Source organism: Streptomyces hiroshimensis (assembly GCF_014650335.1).
GTDB classification, from domain to species: domain Bacteria; phylum Actinomycetota; class Actinomycetes; order Streptomycetales; family Streptomycetaceae; genus Streptomyces; species Streptomyces hiroshimensis.
Window position 1 is genome coordinate 43,148 of the sequence record NZ_BMUT01000017.1, and the last position, 16,858, is coordinate 60,005.

General features: G+C 70.1%; 16 protein-coding genes. 6 read left to right on the plus strand and 10 right to left on the minus strand.

Translation table 11 applies throughout. The features are described from left to right. Positions 1-241 precede the first annotated feature (241 nt). From IE241_RS29730 to IE241_RS29740, 3 genes are read left to right on the plus strand one after another with little or no spacing between them, the layout of a single operon-like run. Positions 242-1,870: an MFS transporter gene (locus tag IE241_RS29730; protein WP_229900015.1), complete on the plus strand. Its 1,629-nt coding sequence runs from the start codon at positions 242-244 to the stop codon at positions 1,868-1,870. 1 nt (position 1,871) lies between these two features. Beyond that, positions 1,872-2,405, plus strand: a complete 534-nt coding sequence (locus tag IE241_RS29735) for an SRPBCC family protein (RefSeq protein ID WP_190024953.1) — start codon at positions 1,872-1,874, stop codon at positions 2,403-2,405. After that, on the plus strand, positions 2,402-2,785 hold the full coding sequence (locus tag IE241_RS29740; RefSeq protein ID WP_190024954.1) for a YrdB family protein: 384 nt from the start codon (positions 2,402-2,404) through the stop codon (positions 2,783-2,785). Before IE241_RS29735 ends, IE241_RS29740 begins: the two co-directional genes overlap by 4 nt. Positions 2,786-2,870: 85 nt before the next feature. Here IE241_RS29740 and IE241_RS29745 read toward each other — a convergent pair whose 3' ends face one another. The 4 genes from IE241_RS29745 to IE241_RS29760 form a co-directional block, all read right to left on the minus strand. Next, entirely contained in the window at positions 2,871-4,577 is a 1,707-nt protein-coding gene (locus IE241_RS29745; RefSeq protein ID WP_190024955.1) for a fatty acyl-AMP ligase, read from the minus strand. 15 nt (positions 4,578-4,592) lie between these two features. Next, on the minus strand, positions 4,593-5,396 hold the full coding sequence (locus tag IE241_RS29750) for a thioesterase II family protein (protein WP_229900017.1): 804 nt from the start codon (positions 5,394-5,396) through the stop codon (positions 4,593-4,595). A 200-nt stretch (positions 5,397-5,596) separates the two neighbouring features. Further along, complete coding sequence (locus tag IE241_RS29755; RefSeq protein WP_190024956.1) at positions 5,597-6,430, minus strand: AfsR/SARP family transcriptional regulator; 834 nt, start codon at positions 6,428-6,430, stop codon at positions 5,597-5,599. 137 nt (positions 6,431-6,567) lie between these two features. Then, positions 6,568-7,143: a helix-turn-helix domain-containing protein gene (locus IE241_RS29760; RefSeq protein WP_190024957.1), complete on the minus strand. Its 576-nt coding sequence runs from the start codon at positions 7,141-7,143 to the stop codon at positions 6,568-6,570. A 146-nt stretch (positions 7,144-7,289) separates the two neighbouring features. Between IE241_RS29760 and IE241_RS29765 the strand changes: the two genes are divergently transcribed. Next, the gene (locus IE241_RS29765) at positions 7,290-8,156 is read left to right on the plus strand and encodes an EamA family transporter (RefSeq protein ID WP_190024958.1); all 867 of its coding nucleotides are present in this window, start codon (positions 7,290-7,292) and stop codon (positions 8,154-8,156) included. A gap of 269 nt (positions 8,157-8,425) precedes the next feature. Here the strand turns inward: IE241_RS29765 and IE241_RS29770 are convergent, their stop codons facing one another. The 5 genes from IE241_RS29770 to IE241_RS29790 form a co-directional block, all read right to left on the minus strand. Next, positions 8,426-9,406, minus strand: coding sequence for a hypothetical protein (locus IE241_RS29770; protein ID WP_190024959.1), 981 nt, complete (start codon positions 9,404-9,406; stop codon positions 8,426-8,428). After that, positions 9,403-10,518 (minus strand): S1 family peptidase, encoded by a 1,116-nt coding sequence (locus IE241_RS29775; RefSeq protein WP_190024960.1) that lies wholly within the window; start codon positions 10,516-10,518, stop codon positions 9,403-9,405. Before IE241_RS29775 ends, IE241_RS29770 begins: the two co-directional genes overlap by 4 nt. Then, on the minus strand, positions 10,515-10,838 hold the full coding sequence (locus IE241_RS29780) for a CU044_2847 family protein (protein WP_190024961.1): 324 nt from the start codon (positions 10,836-10,838) through the stop codon (positions 10,515-10,517). Before IE241_RS29780 ends, IE241_RS29775 begins: the two co-directional genes overlap by 4 nt. A gap of 516 nt (positions 10,839-11,354) precedes the next feature. Further along, complete coding sequence (locus IE241_RS29785) at positions 11,355-12,575, minus strand: TerD family protein (protein WP_229900047.1); 1,221 nt, start codon at positions 12,573-12,575, stop codon at positions 11,355-11,357. Between the two features lie 1,234 nt (positions 12,576-13,809). Beyond that, entirely contained in the window at positions 13,810-14,328 is a 519-nt protein-coding gene (locus IE241_RS29790; RefSeq protein ID WP_190025038.1) for a GNAT family N-acetyltransferase, read from the minus strand. Positions 14,329-14,916: 588 nt separating this feature from the next. On the opposite strand from IE241_RS29790, the gene IE241_RS29795 reads away from it, so the two are divergent. Together IE241_RS29795 and IE241_RS29800 are read left to right on the plus strand one after the other, a co-directional pair. Beyond that, the gene (locus IE241_RS29795) at positions 14,917-15,546 is read left to right on the plus strand and encodes a CHAT domain-containing protein (RefSeq protein ID WP_190024963.1); all 630 of its coding nucleotides are present in this window, start codon (positions 14,917-14,919) and stop codon (positions 15,544-15,546) included. A gap of 176 nt (positions 15,547-15,722) precedes the next feature. Beyond that, positions 15,723-16,001 carry a hypothetical protein gene (locus IE241_RS29800; RefSeq protein ID WP_190024964.1) on the plus strand — a complete coding sequence of 93 codons (279 nt, stop codon included), beginning with the start codon at positions 15,723-15,725 and terminating at the stop codon, positions 15,999-16,001. Positions 16,002-16,041: 40 nt separating this feature from the next. On the opposite strand, the gene IE241_RS29805 is transcribed toward IE241_RS29800, so the two are convergent. Next, a complete protein-coding gene (locus tag IE241_RS29805; protein ID WP_190024965.1) occupies positions 16,042-16,299 on the minus strand; it encodes a hypothetical protein in 258 nt (85 codons plus the stop codon). Between the last annotated feature and the right edge of the window lie 559 nt (positions 16,300-16,858).

The window sequence follows — 16,858 nt, forward strand, 5'->3', positions numbered from 1 at the left end:
CCCATCGTCGGTGACACCATCCGCCGGTACGACTTCGTGACCGCACCTGGGATGCGCGGTCGCGATGCTCCGCGCCCCGGCTTTGGCCCGGCTAAAGACCTTCGCGCCCGCGTCGCGCCCCGGCCCGGCCCAGCCCGGCCCGGAGTAATTGCTTCCGCACAAGCGGGGCTTCAGGGCCCGTGGCGATCGTGGACCGGCGCCTGCGCGCCCGGCGCCGGCGGGACGGGACGGAAGGACTGCCATGCCGGAGACGCCGGAGATACCGGAGATGCCGGGCACCGCCACCGCCACTGCCACTGCCACTGCAGGGCGGGAACGGGCGGTCGCGGCCGCACCGGATCCGCGGCGCTGGTGGATCCTGGCCGTGCTCTCCCTCGCCCTCTTCGTGGTGATCCTCAACAACGGGCTGCTCAACGTCGCGCTCCCGCAGCTGATGCGGGACCTGCACACGGACGTCCGCGGCACGCAGTGGATCGTCGACGGCTACGCCCTGGTCTTCGCGGCGAGCCTGCTCACCGCGGGCACGCTGTCCGACCGTTACGGGCGCAAGCGGGCGACGCTGCTGGGCGCGGCGCTGTTCGGGGCGGGTTCGCTCGTCGCGCTGACCGCGTCGGGGGCGGGCCAACTGGTGGGCGCCCGGGCGGTGATGGGCCTGGCGGCCGCGTGCGTCATGCCGGGTACGCTGTCGATCCTGGTCGGCGTCTTCCCGGCGGAGGAGCGGGCCCGGGCCATAGGGATCTGGGGCAGTACGTCCGCGCTGGGCGTCGCCGCGGGGCCGGTGATCGGCGGTGCGCTGGTGAGCCACTTCTGGTGGGGGTCGGTGTTCCTGGTGAACCTGCTGCCGGTGGCGGTGGTGCTGGCTGCGGGGGCGCGGCTGCTGCCCGAGTCGGCCGGTTCCGCGCCGCGCCGCGCCGACCCGGTGGGGGCGCTGCTGGGCGCGGCCGCGATGGCCGGGCTCGTGTACGGGGCGATTCATGCTGCGGGCGGCGCCTGGACGTCGGCGCCGGTCCTGGGGGCGCTGGGGGGTGCGGTGGCGGCCGGGGCGGCGTTCTGCCTGTGGGAGCGCCGGCATCCGAGCCCGATGGTGGACTTCTCGCTGCTGGGCAAGCGGGCGTTCCTGGGCGCGAGCGCCGGGAACATGCTGCTGTTCCTGGGCCTGGCGGGGACGTTGTTCGTCCTGACGCAGCAGCTGCAGTACGGGCTGGGTTACGGGCCGCTGAAGGCCGGCCTGGCCGTGGCGCCGCTGGCCCTGGCCGTCGGTGCGGGCTCGGCGCTGTCGCCGGCTCTCGCGCGGCGCGCGGGGGCCCGCGGCGCCGTCGCCACAGGGCTGCTGGTGTGCGCGGCCGGTGTCCTCGCCCTGGGTGAACTCCCCGGCGGGTACGGCCCGGTCCTCGGCGGTCTGGTCCTGGCGGGTGCGGGCATCGGCCTGGCGCTGGCCCCGGTGACGGACACGGTGATGGGGCTGGTCCCCGCGCACCGGTCCGGGAACGCGGCCGCACTGAACGACACGATGCAGGAGATGGGCAACGCGCTCGGCGTGGCCGTCGTCGGGACCGTCCTGGCCCGCGGCCTGGGCGGTGCCGCGCCCGGCGACCCCGCCCTGCACGAGGCCCTCGGCGGCGCGGCGGGCCCGGCCTTCCGGGTGGCGGCCGCGTGCGTCGCGGCGGGCGCGGTGCTCGCCGCGCTCCTGCTGCCGGGGCGGCCGGGCGGCCTGCCCGGCCCGGCGGCGGGGCGGACGCGGACACGCACGGGCACGGAACCGGATACGGAACCGGGCATGGAAGCGGACAGGGAAGCGGACAGGGAAGCGGACAGGGAAGCGGACAGGGAAGCGCACGACGAACGGGCATCGGCCCGTGGAGGAGGCTGAGATGCCTGTGACCGAGCAACGCTCGCTGCTGAGCCGCGCGTTCTACGTGGGCCCGCCGCTGCGGACGCTCCACGAGGAGTACGCGAAGGGCGGGCGGATCGACACCGCCGCGCCGGTGACGGCCGTCTGCGGGATCCGTACCGCCGCCCCGCCCGCGGTGGTGTGGCGGCTGCTGAGCGACCTGGACGGCTGGCCGGGCTGGGTGCCCGGGGTGGCGGCCATGAGCGGCGGCGGCCCCGGCGGCGCGGTGCCCGGGCTGTCCTTCCGCTGGAAGCTGGGCGGCATGACGATCCGGTCGACGATGGCCGTGGTCACCCCCGAGCGGGAGCTGTGCTGGACGGGGCTGCTGGCCGGCACGCGGGCTGTGCACCGGTTCCGGCTCGTGCCGCTGCCGGACGGGGGGACGGAAGTCGTCTCGGAAGAGTCCATCGGCGGCCCGCTGCTGGCCCTCTACTACAGCAGCGAGCGCCTCGAACAGGTGCTCCGCGCCTGGCTGTCCGCGCTCAAGACGCTTGCCGAGGAGCAGACCCGATGACCCTTGCCCTTGCCTACAACCCGGCCATGCTCGGCCTGCGCTTCGTGCTGGAGCTCTTCGCGCTCGGGTGCTTCGCCCTGTGGGCGTGGCGCAAGACGCCGTCGAAGGTGTGGCGCTGGGTCGCGGCCGTCGCGTTACCCGTCCTGATCGGGTGGGCCTGGGGAAGCTTCGCGGTCTCCGGTGACGAGTCGCGCTCCGGCGAGACCGACTTCGAGACGCCGGGGCCGCTGCGGCTGCTCCTCGAACTGGCCGTGCTCTTCGGCGCGGTGGCGGCGCTCCACCACCTCAAGCTGCGGCGTACGGCGACGTGGGCGCTGGTCGTGCTCGTCGCGTTCCACTTCGCGTCCTACGACAGGATCTGGTGGCTGCTCAAGCACTGACAACGCGTGATCGCCGGGCCGGGCTCTGCTGAGCCCGGCCCGGCGATGGCGCGCGATGGTCCGGCGATCACGCGCGACGTTCCGGTTACGTCAGCTCGCCCGCCAGGTAGCGGTCCCGCATCAGCGTCCGCTGGATCTTCCCGCTCGTCGTACGGTGCACGGTGCCGGGCGCCACCAGCAGCACCGTGTCGGGAGCCACCCCGAACTCGCCGCTCACCGCGCGCCGTACGCGGGCGAGCAGCTCGTCGTGGGCATGGGTGCCGTCCCGGAGCTCCTGGACGACGACGAGCCGGTCGCGGCCGTCGTAAGGGGAGGCGACGGCGAACGCGGCGCCCGTGCCCAGGGCCGGGTCGGCCGAGCGGACGACGGCCTCCACGTCGTGGGGGTAGATGTTGCGCCCGTTGACGATCAGCATCTCCTTGAGCCGGCCGGTGACGTAGAGCTCGCCGTCGTCGAGGGCGCCGAGGTCCCCCGTGCGCAGCCAGCCGGTGCTCTCCTCGTCCGGCCCGGCCAGGGCGGCCCCGAAGGCCTCGGCGGTCAGGTCGGGGCGGCCCCAGTAGCCGCGGGCGATGCTGGGGCCGCGCAGCCAGATCTCGCCGATGCCGCCTTCGGGCAGGGCGTGCCGGGTGGCGGGGTCGACGATGCGGATCTCGAAGTCGCCGGGGTGGACCCGGCCGGAACCGGCCAGGGTGCGCGTGGGGCGCCCCTGCTCCGGCGCCGCCAGCCTGCCCTGTTCGAGGGCCGCGGTGTCGACGGCGCGGGTGACGGGTGCGGTGCCGAGCGGAGTGCCGGAGACGAGCAGGGTCGCTTCGGCCATCCCGTAGCAGGGGAAGAAGGCCTCGCGCCGGAAGCCGGCGGGCGCGAACCGCTCGGTGAAGGCGCGGAGGGTGTCGGCGCGGACGGGTTCGGCGCCGTTGCAGGCCTGCTGCCAGGTCGAGAGGTCGAGCCGGGCCAGCTCGGCCTCCCTGACGCGGCGGACGCACATGTCGTAGGCGAAGTTGGGGCCGCCGCCGTGGGTGACGCCGTACGCGGTGATCATCTCCAGCCAGGCGGCCGGACGGCGCAGAAAGGTCTCAGGGGACATCAGGGCCGCCCGGGCGCCCAGCCACAGGGGGTGCAGGACGTGACCGATGAGGCCCATGTCGTGGTACACCGGCAGCCAGCTGCCCAGGCACGACTCGGCAGTCGAGCCGAGCGCGCGCTGGACGGCGGCTTCGTTGGCCATGAGGTTGCCGTGCGAGACCATGACGCCCTTGGGCGCGCTGGTGGACCCGGATGTGTACTGCAGGAAGGCCAGGTCATCGGGGCGCAGCCGCGGGGCGCGCCAGTGGGCGGGGTCACCTGCCGGGCCGGCGTCGGTCGCGAGGCACGCGACGTCCGGGAAGCCAGCGGCGGCGAGCCATGCGGCGATCTCGGGGGCGTGTTCCGCGGAGGTGAGGACCGCCGATATCCGGGCGTCGGCGGCGATCCGCGAGAGTCTGCCGAAGTGGCGTTCGCGGCCGGCCGGCAGCGGGGCGGGGACGGCCACGGCGCCGGCGTAGAGGCAGCCGGTGAAGGCGGTGATGAACTGCGGGCCGGGAGGCTCCAGCAGCAGGACCTGCCGGCCGGCGAGGCCGCGTTCCTGCAGCCAGGACGCGATGTCCTTGGCCCGGTGGTCGAGTGCGGCCCAGCCGAGCCGCTCCGGTTCCAGCGCCGTGCCGGTGTCGCGCAGGTGGACGAAGGCGTCCTGGCCGCCGCGCTCGGCCGCGCGCTGCAGGACGCGTTCGGTGAAGGTCTCCTGATGTGGCGTCATGGTGGCGGTGCCTCCTCAGGCGCTCAGCGCGCCCGTGAGCGCGGGGAGGGCCGCGGCTGCGTGGCGGCGCAGGACGGCGGCGAGTTCGCGGAGGAAGAGGTCCTCGTGGGCGCGGATGAAGAAGTGCCCGCCGGGCATGGTGCGGACTTCGCAGCCCCGTCCCGCGTGCCGCCGCCAGCTGACGATCTCGGGGAGGGTGACGAGCCGGTCGAGGGCGCCCCCGAACAGGTACAGCGGAACCCGGACGGGCTCGCGGTACCGGCTCGCGGCATTGCCGGTGCACAGCATCAGGTCGTCGCGGGCCACCGGCAGCAGGGCGGTGAGGAACTCGGGGTGGTGGAGCAGGGCCCGGGGGATGCCGCCGAGGTCGGCGAGGCTCGCGAGGAGTTCCTCGTCGCTCGCGTCGGGGGCGGCGATGGCGGGGGCGGGCAGGTGCGGTGCGCGGTAGGCGCTCAGGACGAGCGCCTGCGGGAGGGGGGCGCCGCGCAGCTGGCGGCGGTGGGTCAGCGCGTAGGCGATGAGGGCACCCATGCTGTGCCCGTAGAGGACGTGCGGCTGCTCCAGCTCCTCGTCGAGGTCGGTGTCGAGGTCCTCGGCCAGCGCATCGAGGTCGGTGAACCGCGGCTCGGCCGCCCGGCCCTCGCGGCCGGGGAGGTGGACGGGCAGGACGTCGACGCCCGCTCCGTGGGCGTCGAGGCCGCGTTGCCAGCGCCCGTAGGCCGAGGCGCCGCCGCCCGCGTAGGGGAAGCAGAGCATGCGCAGCCTGCCGCCCCCGGGGCCGTGGCCGTGGGTGCGGTGGGTGGACAGATAACGGGTCATGGGCTCCGCCTCGCTCGTCCGGTTCGGTGTGCCGGCCGGGCCCGGCTGCCACGCGCGGTTCCGGCGGCCGCCGGCCCGGCGGCACGGAGCCCGGCCCCGTCGTGCGGGCGCGGGCGGCGGACCTGCCGGGCCGGGCGGGCGCCCGGCTGCCGCGGTGGAGCGGGGCCCGGCCGGCACGGTCACCAGCGTGCGGCCCGTGGCTAAAAGGCGGCCAAACTGGGTACCGGGCAGTCCAGTTCCGGGTCGGCGACGAGAACGGAGCGGTGCAGCCGCTGGAGCCGCGGCGTGGGCTCGATGCCCAGCTCGCGGACGTACGCCTCGCGCAGTCGGCGGAAGACCTCCAGGGCCTCCGTGGTGCGGCCGCAGCGGTAGAGGGCGAGGATCAGCTGGCCGTGCAGCGTCTCGTGGAGCGGCAGCCTGCTGGTGAGCGCGGTGAGTTCGCTGACCAGCCCGGCGTGGCGGCCGAGGCGCAGGTCGGCGGTGACCCGGTTCTCCAGCGCGGTGATGCGCAGCTCCTCCAGGCGCAGCGCCTCGGCGCGCAGCGCGGGCCCGGTGCGCACGTCGGCGAAGGCGTTGCCGCGCCAGAGCGTCAGGCCCCGGCCGAGCAGCCGGGACGCCTCCTCGTCGTCGCCCTCGGCGAGCGCCCCGGTGCCGCGCCGCGCGTACTCCTCGAAGTCCCGTGCCTCGATGGACGCTGCGGCGGCCGGGGCTGCCGGGCCGGGCCGGGTGCCGTACGGGTTCAGCCGGTAGCCGGTGTAGGTGAGGCCGAGGATCTCCTTGGCCTCGTCCGCGCGGCCGGGCGCGAGCGCGGCGGCGATGGACCGGCGCAGCTGCTTGACGTAGGTCTGCACGACGCCGGAGGGGCCGCGCGGGGGGCGGTCCTCCCAGAGCTCCTCGACGATCTCCGTCATGCTGACGGGCCGGCCCGCGCTGGACGCGAGCAGCGCGAGCAGCTGCCGTGGTTTGGCCGCGCTGGGCACGACCGGGCTTCCGCCCACGGACATCACCAGCGGTCCCAGCACTCCGATCAGCATCTTCCCCGCTCCTTCCGCTGACTCCCCCGACAGTGGCACGCGGCGGGGCGCGCTCCCAGTTAGCGGGCCACGAGCGGTCCGTGAAAGATCGCACGGCCGGGGGGTGAGGAATTCACGTCGGTCAGTGCGCGGGGCTGTCAGTGCGCGGGCGGTACGGCCACGGCCATCGTCATCTCCACCGGCACGCCGCCGTCGTTGCGGTAGGTGTGGGGCACGCTCGCCTCGAACGTCGCGGAGGTGCCGGCGGGCAGGGTGAACTCCTCCCCGTCCACCACGAGGCCGAGCTCGCCGGCGGTGACGGTGATCAGTTCGAGCGTGCCCGGCGGGTGCGGGTCGGAGTCGCTGGCGTCGCCGGGGGCGATACGCCAGTCCCACAGCTCGACGGGCCCGCGGCCCTGCGCCCCGACGAGCAGGGTGGTGTGGCTGCCCGCCTCCGTCGACCACATCCGCACCGTCTGGTCCTTGGGCACGATATGGACGCGGCTGCTCTGCTCCTGGTCGAGGAGCGTGGTGATGCTGACGCCGAGGGCGTCGGCGAGCTTGACGGTCGTGCCCACGCTGGGGTTCGTGCGGGCCTGCTCGATCTGGATGATCATGCCCCGGCTGACCCCGGAGCGGGCCGCCAGCGCATCGAGGGTGAGGTGGCGCTCGCCGCGCCAGCGCTTGAGGTTGCGGGCGAGCGACTGGGTGAGCCGGTCGAGGTCCGTCGCCATGGGTGCGTCTTCTCTTCCGTCGTCTCTGCCGTCTGCGCCGTCCGCTGCGTACCGGCGCCGTCAATATTTTATTACCGAAGTCGAAGATACTGAACTACGGTGTAGTGCACTGCACCGTTCATCACACTGTACTGCGAGGTTTTCCCATGACGGCGGTCTTCGCCCTGACCACGAGCTTCCTGTGGGGGCTGGCCGACTTCGGCGGCGGGCTGCTGACCCGGCGCATCCCCGCCCTGACCGTGGTCCTGGTCTCGCAGCTGCTGGCCGTCGGCGCCCTGGGGGCGATCGTCGTCGCCACGGGCGGCTGGTCGGAGATCGGCCCCCAGCTCTGGTACGCGGTGGCGGCCGGCGTCGTGGGCCCGGCGGCGATGCTCGCCTTCTACCGGGCGCTGGCGCTGGGCCCCATGGGAGTCGTCTCCCCGCTGGGCGCACTCGGCGGCGTCGCGGTGCCGCTGGGCGTGGGGCTCGTCCTGGGCGAGCGCCCCGGCATCCTGCAGGTCGCGGGCATCGCGGTGGCCGTGGCAGGCGTGGTGCTCGCCAGCGGCCCGAGCAAGAGCGGCGCTCCCGTCCAACGCCAGACCCTGATGCTCACGCTCGTCGCCGCCTTCGGCTTCGGCTCCGTGATGGCCCTCATCGCCGAGGCCTCACACAACCTCACCGGCCTCTTCCTCGCCCTGTTCGTCCAGCGCGTGTGCAACGTGGCAGTGGGCGGCGGCGCGCTGTACATCTCCGTCCGGCGCGGCGCCCCCGCCCTCCCGGAGAACGGCTGGGACGGCGTCCGCTCCGCCCTCCCCTCACTCGCCTTCGTCGGCCTCGCAGACGTCGCAGCCAACGGCACATACTCCATCGCCGCAAACAGCGGCCCCGTAACAGTCGCGGCCGTGCTGGCCTCGCTCTACCCGGTCGTCACGGCCCTCGCCGCACGGGGCGTTCTCAGCGAACGGCTCAGGACGGTGCAGGCGGCGGGCGCAGGCCTGGCCCTGGCAGGAACGGTCCTGCTCGCCGCCGGTTAACTGGGCACCCTGACGCGGTTGGAAGCCACGTTCGGCTTCCAACCGCGGCTGACCCCCGCCGTCCTCGTAGCCGCCCGGCCCGCAGGAGCTGGCGCTCAAGCGGGCCGCCGGGCATGCGCCAGCAACTGCTTGCGCTCGTCAGGGGCCAGCGCAGCATCGTCGTCGCGATCTGGCAGGTGGTCCACATCAACGGGGAGAAGCAGCGCACCTCCTCCTCAGTGTTCGCACAAAACCCCAACGAGCCGCCACCGAGCGGCGCGGTGTACTACTTACAGGCCCCGATGGAAGTCGTCCCCCTGGTCGCGCTCCTCGCGCCGCTCCGTGTACTCGCGCAGCTTCGCACGGATCTGCTGCAGCGTCCGCTCGACGTCCGATCCGCCGCCGAACTCGCCGGTGCCCAGGTGTTCGTCGTAGTGGATCCCGACCATCGTCTCGATCTCATCCGAAGCGACACGCAGCCGGAACCACTGTTGGGTAGTGAAATGCATAACCTCCTGCCTCGGCAAGGAGTCGCTTCTGTCCGCGCTCTCCGAGAGGGGGAGATTCAGTGGCGTGCGGCGCGTAGTGACCCGGTCGCTCATTGTCGCCAGGGACACCAGGTCGCGGTACGCAAACTCCTTCGTCTCGTCGGTCAGCGTGTAGCCGTGTTCCATTTCGAAGAGGCACCGGTACACGCACAGATGCCACTTTGTCAGGAAGAATACAATGATGTCGTAGTGCGTGGAACGCAGTTGCCCGTCACGCCCGTAGGCGAGGAGATAGTCCACGGAGTCGTCCGGCAGCCCGTAGATGACGAGCGGATCAGCATCGGAACCACCGTGCATGTACGCGGCTTCGTCGGCATGGACCAAGTGCAGCCGCTGTCGGGCCACGTGGATGATGTCCGACTTGCCCTCCGTGTAGAGCCATTCGTCCATCTGCCAGTCGGACGCCTTCGGTTCGGCCCAGGCCAGCGCCCGGCGGTTGGCGCGTGCACGTGAGAAGTGATGCCAACCGCCACGCCCCACCAACAACGCACCGCCCAGCACTCCACCCAGCGCCAAGTACACGGTTGTCCCGCCTGCTGCGGCCCCGACACCCGCCCCGATGCCCGCTGCGGCACCGGCGCTTATGCCGAAACCGATCAGGGCAAGGCCCAGCAGCCACAGCAGCACCGGGCCAGCGACGGGCTGCCGGGCTGGCGTTGGCCGGAAGTAGCGGCGTACCGCAGCCCCGCGGTTGGGCTGACGGGTATACGGATGCCTGGTCATTGAAGCCTCCTGCGGTCGAGCTGTTCCCAGGTGGGGGTCTCCGGGGCGGGCACGAGTGCGCAGATCTCGTCGGCGTGCGCGATCGACGTGCGGGTGACCGTGTGGCGCAACTCCTCGGCGTATGGCTGTCGGTCGCCGAGGCCACGCCCGATGAAACCGTCCTCCTTGAGCACAGCCCAGAGCGCCAGGAGATGGGCTGAAGCCGTGCCCTCTTCGTACGCCGCCCGGAACCGCCGGTCGATCCGCGCCAGAGCGTCCCCGACCGCCGGGTTGCGGGGGCGACGTCCGCCGAGTGCGGTGAGCGCTGCGTAGTAGGCGACGTCCGGGTGTTCGGGCGTGAACTGCAACAGTGGGGCGAGACAAATGCGTGCGGTGTCGAAGTCCGGGGCGCGTCTGCCGCCGGGACCGCGTCGGTTGAGAGCGGCAACGGCGCGGGTCAGGGCCGGAGGGACTGCGCTACCGACGTCCAGACGGGCGGCGATGTCCAGGGGGAGTCGCTCGCGCAGAGTACGGGCGAGCACACAGTAGGAGATGCGCTGCTCCTGTTTAGCGAAGGCGGTCATCGCGACGACCGCGCCGGTCCGTTCGTCGACGACGGGGCCGCCGCTGAAGCCCGATGCGACGGGGACGCCGTGTGGGCCGGTCGACTGGCACTGAAGGAGCCGACCGTAGAAGTCCACTCCCTGCGCCGTGACGGCGGCCCACACTCCGGGCCCCATCGACTCATCGGGGCGGCGGCCCCGGCCAGGGGCTCCGAAACCTGCGGGGAAGCCGAACGCGGACAGAGCAGCGCCCGGCTGCGGCGATTCGCCGTCGGCCAGAACGGCCGGGGGCACGAAGGGAACCGGCGCCGCGAGGGTGAGTACGGCGAGGTCGCGGCTCATATCCCCGCGCCAGCCGGGCAGGGGGGCCGCCGTGGCGCGGATGCCGTTGGCGCCGCCTGCGGCGAGATCGACCAGCACATCGGCAGTACCGTCATTCTCGGTCACCACATGTGCACAGGTCAGAGCCGTGTCGGGCAGTATCAGGAAACCGGATCCCAGGACGGCTCCGCCGTCCCGGGCCGTGGCGCGGATCCGCAGGCGCCAAGGGGCTGCGGGAGGCCCGGTCACGGTTCGGTCTTCCGGTGCCAGGTGAGGTCGATAGCGAGGTGGCCTTCGACCGCGGTCTTCGCGATCACAGCCCCGGCCTCGGCGGTGAACTTGACCCCGAACGACACCTGAATATCGTCGGGGCCGAGGGAGTCGCGCAGTTGCACGAGGGCTTCGGCGACAGCCTGCTGGATGTCGGCGAGGCGGTCCGTGAAACCGGTCGCCGCGTCAAGCACGCCGTCGGAGCGTCGGCCCACCTGGGAGAGCCCGCCCGACACCTCGTCGGTCTCGACGACGACGCCTGGGCCGTGGGACAGGGTGAACCGGATCAGGTCAGTCATTGCTGCCTCTTCTCGGGCGTGCGGGGCAGATCGGTCCGGGTTGGTCTAGGGCTTCTGATCGGCAGCGGGGCTCCGGCTGTCAGCATGGTGCCACCGAGCCGTCGGTCGGATCCGAGCTCAGCGCCGCGACCGTGACATAGCCAGCGCCGCCAGAGATGAGACGCAGACGCGCCCATACGTTGCTGGCGGCGCCGTTGGCTTGGGCGGCTTCGCCGTACGTGTAGCACTTGGCTGGGTAACTTCGGACAACTCCCGGCGGACAGACAGGAGGATCGGCAACACGATTGACTTGGGCTGATCCTGCAGAACGGCGGGCCACTCAAGACAGTTCGACAAGGTGTTCAGTTCCCTCTCTTGCCCCCGATCCGTGATGGGCAGCTAAACAGCTCAATGCTCTGCTATCTGCTGTTCGGAGGCATTGTGGCCCATCGCTGCCAGCTATCCGTAGGTCACTTGGCGATTCACGAGTACCACCATCGCGCGACCGATTCGCTCACGCCCATAATGTCGACCCGGTCAGTCCTTGCCCCCCGCGATCCACGACATGCCCCAGCCGTACTCCACGTCGACGGCCTCCTGGTTGAACATGCCGGGTGGTACCCGGATGTACTTGGCCTCCCGCCGGACGATCAGCTCGCCGCCCACGTTCTCGATCAGGGCGATCACCGCGACGGGCGAGGGGACGGTGCACTCATCCAGGTGCACCTCGATGGGCAGCCCCGTCGGTGGATACAAGGTGGCGACGCCGTCCAGGCCCGTGAAGCTCTCTGCCCCCTGGTAGATGTTTACGAACACCAGGAGGCGCTTGATCTCCGCCGCATGGTCGAGGTTGACCGTGAGGTTCTCCCCGGTGCCGCTGCCGCCGGTCCGGTCGTCGCGGTCCAACAGCACGTAGGGCGGCTGGTTGAAAGAGCCGTACTCGTTCCCGATCGGGTGGACGACGCCTGTCTCTCCATTGCGTAGCTCCCACAGACAGGAGAGGTCCAGATCCAGATCCTCGAGCAGGGCGGCGTCCTTGCCCTTGCCCGCCCTGCCGCGTGGCGGCTTGCGGGAGCTCCAGGTGAGGTTCACCCGCAGGGCACCTGAAGTCACGCCCTGCTTGGTGAGCGACACTGCCGGAGCTGCCTTGGTCAGCGTGATCTTCGAGAGTGACACCGGCGGAGGCGGCGGGGTCGGCTGCTGTACGGGCGGGGGCGCGGGAGCCGGCTGCTGCACCGGCTCGTCGACGCTGATGCCGAAGTCGGTGGCGAGCCCTGCCAGGCCCGTCGCGTAACCCTGACCAACTGCACGGAACTTCCACGTGTGGTTCCGGCGATAGAGCTCCCCCAGCACATAGGCGGTCTCCGACGTGGCGCCGGTGCTGTCAAACCGCGCCACCTCGGAGCCGTTCGCCGCATCCAGCACCCGGATGTACAGCCCGCGCAGCTTCCCGAACGTCCCGCCGTCAGTGGAAGCCGCGAGCACCACAGTCCCGATCACCGGCTCCACTGAGGCCAGGTCCACCGCGAACCTTTCCCGCACCTGCGCGCCGTCCCGGCGCTTGCCCTCGTGCCGGACCGCACCACCAGGGTGCGAAGGCTGGTTGTAGAACACGAAGTCGTCGTCCGATCGGACCTTGCCCGCCGCTGTCAGCAACAGCGCTGAGGCATCCGCGTCGGGTGCCCCCGGCCCGTGCTGCCAGCCCAGCTCCACCCGTACCCTCGCGACAGGCACCGGCACATTGGCGCCTTTCTGCATCGGCATCCGCCCCCCCGGTTACAACAACGCTGCGTCAGTTCGCAGGGCCGTCTTAGCAGCGCCCTGCGGTGCGGTCTGCTCGTTCCCGCATGGTGAGTTCGCGAGCATACGAAATCCATGCTTGGGCTGCCGCGGCGTGCATTGACAGAACTGCCGCCTGTTGCCCACTGCCAGTGAACATGGTGATGCCCTTCCTGTTGCCCGTCGAGTTGTCGATGAGCAACAGGTGCCGCTCCGCAAAGCCATTGCTACGCGCCAAGGGACCGTTGGTATGGGGTCCGTCATGGGCGGGGCTCCCTATGCTCCGTATTCGAGGTCTTCGTCGAGATCAGGATCCGTGGGATCAAACCCCGGTCCTGAGTAGTCACCAGGGCGGTAGAGCTGGTCGAGATCACTATGGATAAGGTTGCGCAGGCCGGCGGGCGCCGGGTGATGCTCCTCGGGATCAGCGGGTGATGATCACTGGGCACCGGCTGGTCGTGCGGTGCGACGTTGTGGTCGTGCGTCAGCGCTTCGCAGGGATGGCGTCTGTCGTGATGCGGACCCGGGTGGAGTTCGACCCAGGCTGTGTTGCCGTCCGATCCAGTACGGAAGTCGGTGTTCCTCCCGAAAAGATGGCCGTAATGCCACACGTCATGAGTGTCCAGGTAGACGACGACAGTTCCCGGAGGGGGTAGCGGACCGGTCAGGGGAACGCTGATCGCTACGAGGCTGGAGTGTGGTTTCGCATGAAGGACCGTGTGCGCGAAGTTCTGTTGGCCGACAGGCCAGTAGACGGTCACGCGGTCGTCACGGTGGTAAACGTGGGAAAAATTGTCACTGTTGGGAACGTGGGGACATCCTCCCCCGACCATGAATACCCCCGGTCTTGGTTGTCGCCTCAGCGCTCAGCGATATGTTCCCGCCGCGCCTGATGAGTATGCACAGATGGCTCATATAATCCAACAACATCCGGCACTTGTTCCTGATCGCAGGGCCAATGCCAGTAAGCTGTTGCATGAGTTGCTAAGGTGACGGGTTTTCCCTGCGTTTCGCAGGGGTAGTGGCAATTGCTGACATGCAGCCAAAGTGGCATGGCCATCGATCCTGCGCAATTCCCACATCACGCAGTGTGGTTTACCTGACGCGTGATACGTCGGTCCGCTTCACCGTGCGGCGACCAGATCATCTATGGCGTCCGCTGGGGCGGACGCGCACTTGCTGCCGCGGCCTGACCACCGCGTCGGCTCCACGGTCACAGCTCAGCGTTCTGCCGCGAACCTTCCCACCAAGCGGGTGGAGTCCGGCGGACAGGAGCCTCAAAGACGAGTTCGAGGCCGTCCTCCTCATCCCACTGCTCTCCAACCTCAACGAAGTAGAATCCCGAGACCGTGGCCAGGGATGCCACGTTGTCGGGGCTGATCGTCGCCCGCACGGTCGTGACTGCCGTTTCGGCTACTGCCCGGCGAAGCAGCTCGATCAGCGTGGATCGGGCGTATCCCCGGCGACGGAAGTCGGGAGCGACGGAGTAGCCGATCTCGATCATGCCGTCCTCATCGGGCGGTCCGTGGAACCCGGCATGCCCGACGACGAGACCGTTGTCGCCGACGACCGCTTGCCGCACTATCCACCACGCATGGTCGGGATCGGCGGCCATCTGGTCGAGCCGGAACTGCCACAGCCATCGTGCTCTGTCGGTCACGAAGTACTCGGTCAGCGAAACCCCGGCCATCCTGCTGGCCCCGGGCAGGTCTCCATCGAGCAAAGCGGACATCGTCCCGCCGGACAGCTCGACGAAACGGACGCGTTTCGGGCCCCGCGTGAGCGGTCTCTGGTGATCGGCTTCATCTGTCACTTGCGAATACTCGCCGACTAATCCGAAGGGTGTCCAACGATTTCGAAACGGTCCGACAAGCGGCCCGCGGCATCATCCACCACCGCAAGTCCACCCCGGTGAACGTTCTCGGTCACAGCACTAACTTGACCTTTAACCTCGGAGGTCGAATGGCTCATCGAACTTGATCACTCGCTTCGGTAACTGTGTTACACGCAGGCGGCCTTCGGCTGATCATGTGCTCCGACCAAGGAGTGCACGTGCCCAGCACGAAGGCCGTGGGGATGAGCCTGTTGCATCATGCCGTTCCAGTGGAGCCAGTCGCGGAACTGTCACGCTTCCCTACGTTGTTCTGCGGGACGTGGTGAGCCCTTCGTATGGTTGACCCGCCCAGGGGCGTCGGGTGTGGCTTTCACGCTTCTGCCGCTTGTGGCTCTCGCATGTTCCCGCTGCACGCCTCCGGACGTCACGACGGCTCGGGAGAGGCCGTACTCGACCGCGTAGTCTCCTCCTTCACCCCCACAATCGGTGCTCTCCGGTTACGCGCGGCGGCGGCTCGCAGACCTGCCCGGGACCGCACTGATCGTCGCAATGCCAACGACGCCCGGCGTCTCCGGAAAGCTGGCCTTCGTGCCAGCCGAAGCCGCCATCGTCGCCCGGTCCCTGCCCGGCTCCGTCGCCCCGCCCGCCCCGACCGCCGCCGAGGTCCTCGATCTGCTGCCGCACCACGCCGTCGCCCACTTCGCGTGCCACGGTGTCAGCGATCCCGCTGACCCGTCCCACAGCCGCCTGCTGCTGCGTGACCACGCCACCCGGTCACTGACCGTCGCATCGCTCGCGTCGGTCCGGCTAGACCGCGCCCAGCTCGCCTACCTTTCGGCATGCGAGACTGCCCGGTCCGCCGACGCCACCCTGGCCGACGAGTCCATCCACCTCGTCTCTGCCTTCCAACTCGCCGGCTACCCCCACGTGGTGGGCACCCTCTGGCCCGTGGACGACCGGACCGCCACCAGAATGGCCGACCTGTTCTACGCCACCTACGCTCGCCTGGGGCCAACCCGTCCCGCCTCTTCCCTGCATGAAGCTGTCCGGACCCTCCGCACCGACCTCCTCTCAGCCCCCTCCCTCTGGGCCGCCCACCTCCACTCAGGCGCCTGAGCAGCCGCGATAAAGCAGCCACCTGAAGGCGACGTGATCGTGAATACTCAATCGCTACCCACCGCGCCGATCCTTACCGATACCCCCTCACCACCGTGCAGAAGGAAGCGAACGAGCTCGTCTCCCACGAATGCGCGTCGAACGAACACGGCTTCGCCGACCTCAAGAACTGACGTGTGCTCACCAGGCTCCGCCTGAACGCCCGTCATGCCGCCGGGCTGCTGTGGGCCCTGCTCATCCTGACGCTGAGCGACACCAACCGGTCCGCACTCGCGTTCTACCGTGGCAACGTCACCGCGGTGGCCCTCGCCCGGCGCGCGGCGACCTCCAGCGACGGCACCACGGCCGGGGCGCCGGTGCCCGAGCGCACCCATTACCGGGCGCTCGCCACGGAGCTGATACCGCCGGAACGGACGGCGTGGAGGACCGGCACCGACATGGCCCGAGGTGCTTGAGAGTGGGAGGGTCTCTCACCTCTTTGAGACCGATGAGTTCTCACTCGATCCCAGCGAGGTAATAGTCGGCCTGTCGCGCGATGTCGGCCACGCGATCTACAAACTCGATGATAGCGACCAGGATCTTGAGCTCGTTCGTGAGGGGAAGGTTGTCACGCGCATGGAAGCGGTCCTCAGCGGCCAGCACGTCGAGTTGAGACCCCAGTTCGTGGTCCTGGCGTCCGGAGTGGGCGACTATGGCCTGCTGTCGAAGCTGGAGGCGGGCACCAACGAGACCCCGTCCGGAACGCCAGTGCAAGAATCACATGATGGTGCTGCGCGGCGCTCACTTGCCGCTGATGACCGCGGTCTTCCCGATATTTGCCAGCATCGTCCACCAGCCCCGTGGGCGGTCTTGACCAGCCACTGGAACTGCCGCGGGCGAAGTCCGGTGAACACCATTCGACGAACTCACGACGCTGAGCGGAGACCACCTGCACGATCAGACCAACGCAGACCCACCAGCACAGTTACGAGAAGATCTTTGGACTCAAGAGTGTGCGCTGGGAGTTGGGGGACGCTCAACCGCAATCGGGCGTCGGCCAGCTCCCGCATGGTGTGGCTGACGCTGGCGGGGCGGCCCTGCAGGCAAGCTCGATATTCACGGCGATATCAATCACTAATTTCTGTAGGTGGGCCTTCGACTTCCCTCCGTAGCGGCAACGGAGGGAACCGCCTCCTGAGTGAACTCGTTGATGGCGCCCTCCACCCCGGAGCGGCGGCACCCAGGCTGCTGACGCAGTACGGATAATCACAGCCAAGGTGACCGCTCACAGCAGGCACTTGCCGCGGTAACCGCAGCGCAAGTCGTGGACGCC